Annotated in this window: 5 protein-coding genes; 4 read left to right on the plus strand and 1 reads right to left on the minus strand. The window is 68.9% G+C overall.

The window, feature by feature from the left end; all coding sequences use genetic code 11:
• The 4 genes from KBI44_21600 to KBI44_21615 form a co-directional block, all read left to right on the plus strand.
• Positions 1-194 (plus strand): 6-phosphogluconate dehydrogenase (decarboxylating) (locus KBI44_21600; protein MBP9147082.1); only part of this gene is annotated, 194 nt, incomplete at its 5' end.
• Positions 191-1669: a glucose-6-phosphate dehydrogenase gene (zwf, locus tag KBI44_21605; protein ID MBP9147083.1), complete on the plus strand. Its 1479-nt coding sequence runs from the start codon at positions 191-193 to the stop codon at positions 1667-1669. The genes KBI44_21600 and zwf, both read left to right, overlap by 4 nt.
• Positions 1666-2697: a hypothetical protein gene (locus tag KBI44_21610; protein ID MBP9147084.1), complete on the plus strand. Its 1032-nt coding sequence runs from the start codon at positions 1666-1668 to the stop codon at positions 2695-2697. The genes zwf and KBI44_21610 overlap by 4 nt, the downstream gene beginning before the upstream one ends.
• A 215-nt stretch (positions 2698-2912) precedes the next feature.
• A complete protein-coding gene (locus KBI44_21615; GenBank protein ID MBP9147085.1) occupies positions 2913-3302 on the plus strand; it encodes a hypothetical protein in 390 nt (129 codons plus the stop codon).
• 71 nt (positions 3303-3373) lie between these two features.
• Here KBI44_21615 and KBI44_21620 read toward each other — a convergent pair.
• A partial coding sequence (locus KBI44_21620) for a hypothetical protein (GenBank protein ID MBP9147086.1) occupies positions 3374-3802 on the minus strand: 429 nt, incomplete at its 5' end.

A 3802-nucleotide genomic window follows, 5' to 3' on the forward strand; every position in this document is an offset into this window, starting at 1 on the left:
CCGCGGCCAACGATCTCGGCGTGCCGGCGTTCGTGCTCGCCGCGGCGCTCTTCGAGCGTTTCGCCTCGCGCGGCAACGCGCAGTTCCAGAATCAGGTGCAGTCGGCGATGCGCTTCGGCTTCGGCGGACACCATGAGAAGGCGGAGAAGGCGGAGAAGGCGGAGAAGGCGGAAAAGCCGGAGACGGCGTCGTGACGAAGAACGGCCGACCGCGCTCGGACGCCCTGGTCTTCTTCGGCGCCACGGGCGATCTCGCCTACAAGAAGATCTTTCCGGCGCTGCAGTCGATGGCCGGCCGCGGCCGGCTCGACTTCCCGGTCGTCGGCGTCGCACGGTCCGGCTGGACCCGCGAGCAGTTCATCGACCACGCCCGAGCGAGCGTCAGCGAGCACGGCGGTCTCGTCGAGGCGAGCTTCGCCGTTCTCGCCGCGCACCTGCGCTACGTCGACGGTGACTACAACGACCCGGCGACCTTCGCCGCGCTGCGCACGGAGCTCGCCGGCGCCCGCCGCCCGGTCGCCTACCTCGCGATTCCGCCGAGCCTCTTCCCGGTGGTGGTCGGGAACCTCCAGGCCGCCGGCTGTACCGCAGACGCCCGGGTCATCCTCGAGAAGCCGTTCGGGCGCGACCTCGCCTCGGCGCGCGACCTGAACCGGACCCTGCACGAGGCCTTTCCCGAGGAGAGCATCTTCCGCATCGATCACTATCTCGGCAAGGAGGCGGTGCAGAACATCCTCTACTTCCGCTTCGCCAACGCCTTTCTCGAGCCGATCCTCAACCGGAACTACGTCGAGAACGTGCAGATCACCATGGCGGAATCGTTCGGCGTCAAGGGACGCGGCCGGTTCTACGAGGAGACCGGCGTCCTGCGCGATGTCATCCAGAACCATCTGTTGCAGGTGGTGAGCTATCTCTCGATGGAGGCCCCCTCCTCGACCTACGACGAGGCGATCCGCGACGAACAGGCGAAGGTCCTGCGCAATGTCCGGCCGCTCGACGCCGGGAATCTCGTCACGGGGCAGTTTCGTGGCTATCTCGAGGAGCCTGGGGTGGCCGCCGACTCGCGCGTCCCGACCTACGCCGCTCTGCGCCTGGCGATCGACTCCTGGCGCTGGGAGGGGGTGCCGTTCTTCGTCCGCGCCGGAAAGTCCCTGGCGCGCACCCTCACCGAGGTGACGATCGAGTTCAAGAATCCGCCGCAGGTCGTCTTCGCGGAGCCGGCGCCGGCGATGGGCAACCATGTCCGCTTTCGCCTGAGTCCGCAGGTCGGTATCGCCCTGGGCGCGCGCGCCAAGGAGCCCGGCGAAGGGATGGTCGGGCGGCCGGTCGAGCTCTCGGTCCTCGAGGGCGCCGAACAGGGAAAAGCGGGACGGATGGAGGCCTACGAGCGGCTGCTCGGCGACGCGATCGCCGGCGACGCCACGCTCTTCGCGCGCCAGGACGTCGTCGAAGCGGCCTGGGCGATCGTCGACCCGGTGCTTTCCGGCAGCGGCCCGTTGCATATCTACGAGCCCGGCAGTTGGGGCCCGCCCGAATCCGACGCCCTCACCGCAGAGGTCGGCGGTTGGAACACCCCCGACGCCCTCGACGCGGCGCTGCGCGAACACTACGTAGCCGCTGCTGCCGCGGCGAGCCCGCCAGCCGCCACCACTCCTGGAGGTCGCCCGTGAAAAGAGGGGAGCTCGCCGCGACGCTGCTGCTCGCGATCTCGTTCACCGTCGCCCTTGCCGCACCCCGGCCCGGGAGCGCAGACCGGTTCGGCCGCGAGCTCGGGGGCGATCCGATCTTCGCCGACGGATTCGAGAGCGGCACCACCGGCGCCTGGAACGGCGATCCGATTTCCGGCTCGGACACGCTCGCGACCAGCGACGCGCAGAGTCACACCTATTTCTATCGCGTGCCGGGAACGCCCGCGCCTGCGGCCGGCCGCCCGGTGCTTCTCTGGCTGCACGGCGACGGCGGCAGCGGCGGCGGGAGCTTCGGCGCCGGTTTCTACCCGTATACCGATTCCGATGCGGCGATCGTCGTGACGCCCTCGGGAATCGGCCAGACGTGGACCCACGCCGCAGGAGACCTGGCAGGACAGCCGCAGGACGCCCAGTTCCTGAGCCTGCTCCTCGATCGCCTCATCGCCGAGGGCGTCGCCGGCTCGGCGGTCGACCCGGCGCGGATCTACGCCGGCGGCGTTTCGCGCGGGGCGTACATGCCGTACTACCTGCTGCAGCGGCCGTCGACGAAATACCGACTGGCGGCGGTCGCGGTCAATGCCGGCCTGCTCTACTGCCAGGCGGGCGATGCCGACTGCGAGGCCGACAACTCCAGCTCCGTCCATCACGACGCGCCGGCGCCGATCCTGCACATTCACGGCACGAACGACGGCGCCGTCGCACCGCCGCCGACCTCGACCTTCCACGATCCGATCGACTGGTCGATCGACTGGCGCGTCTTCTGGCCGATGAAGTTCTGGGCGGCGCAGCACGGCTGCTTCGACGGCGCGAACGCCGGCGGGCTCGACGACGGCGTGCTGCGCGAGACCTACTCTGCCGGCGGCAACACCGCACAGGTCTACGACCTCACCGGTTGGGATCCGAGCTGCGCCAAGTACCAGCTGATCCTGGTCACCAACGGCGGCCACGTCATCGCCGGCCAGGAGGGCCGCATCTGGGCGTTCCTCGCGAGCCACGCCCTGGGTGAGTAGCCACCCGCCCGAGAGATTGCGTGGGACGTGTCGAACGACGAGGATCCTGCAGGTCCTCTGGACTTCGTCTCCTTGCCCTCATGGGCAGGTCTCGAAGCGCGAAGTCGGAAGAGACCTTCGATACGATTCCGCGCGCGGCTCCGCGACAGGACCGACCCGGTCCTGTCGGATGGAGATTTACCGCCCCATCAGCTTCTGAGAAAGAGGACTGCGGCATGCACAACTCCAGGGCGATTCGTCTCGCGATGGTCGTCGTCACAGTCTGGGCGCTCGCCGCCATGCCGGCCTGGGCGGCCTCGAACAAGTACCGCATCCAGGTGAGCGAGGGCGCGAAATCGGACGGCGAGATCGTCTTCGCCTTCTCTCCCGAAGGTGTCGCCGCCTTCGAGGTCGCCGTCCCGATCGCCAAAGGCACCGGCGAGAACGCCGTCGCCCGGAAGATCCGCGACGTCCTCCGGGAGAAGCTCGATCCCAAGGCGTACTCCGTCGAAGTCGACGACGGCGAGGACGTCCTGGTGAAGAAGGCGGCAGGTCAGCCCAACTTCGGCCTCAAGGTCGCGAGCAACTCCGTCAAGGCCGTGCGCATCGGCCTCGACCGCGAGTAGCCGGCCGGCGCGGGCCGAAGCCGAAAGGCGGATCGCGCCGGCGCGGAAGGCTCTCTGCGACTCCCTCCGGGCTAGTACTCGACGATCTTGTCCGGACGCAGGAACCAGCCTGCCTCGCCGGCAGCGAGCTTGTACTGGATCTGGCGCATGCCGCCGGTCGGCTGGGCGCTGCTGTCGCCATCGCGGTACACGGGGAAGCGACGGACGAGGCTGTTCTCGACCACCCGGAACTCGTCGTGGCCGAGATACCCCGTGACCGCCTTCGGATCGTCGGCGATCGGCGGCAGGTAGATATCGCTCAGTGATTTGCGTTTGTTCGCAGCGAAGGCGACGAGAGAGCCGTGGGAGCCGCTGCCCGCCGACCGGACGTAAACGTAGACCTCCGGCGAGCCGTCGACGTCGAGGTCGGCGACCTCGGCGAAAACGATCTCGCCGTCCACCTCGCGCGTGACCGGCGAGTTGTCGATCTCGAGCCCGCCGGGGACAACGGTCAGCGCGGG

The organism is Thermoanaerobaculia bacterium (genome assembly GCA_018057705.1).
In the GTDB taxonomy this organism is placed as follows: Bacteria; Acidobacteriota; Thermoanaerobaculia; order Multivoradales; family JAGPDF01; genus JAGPDF01.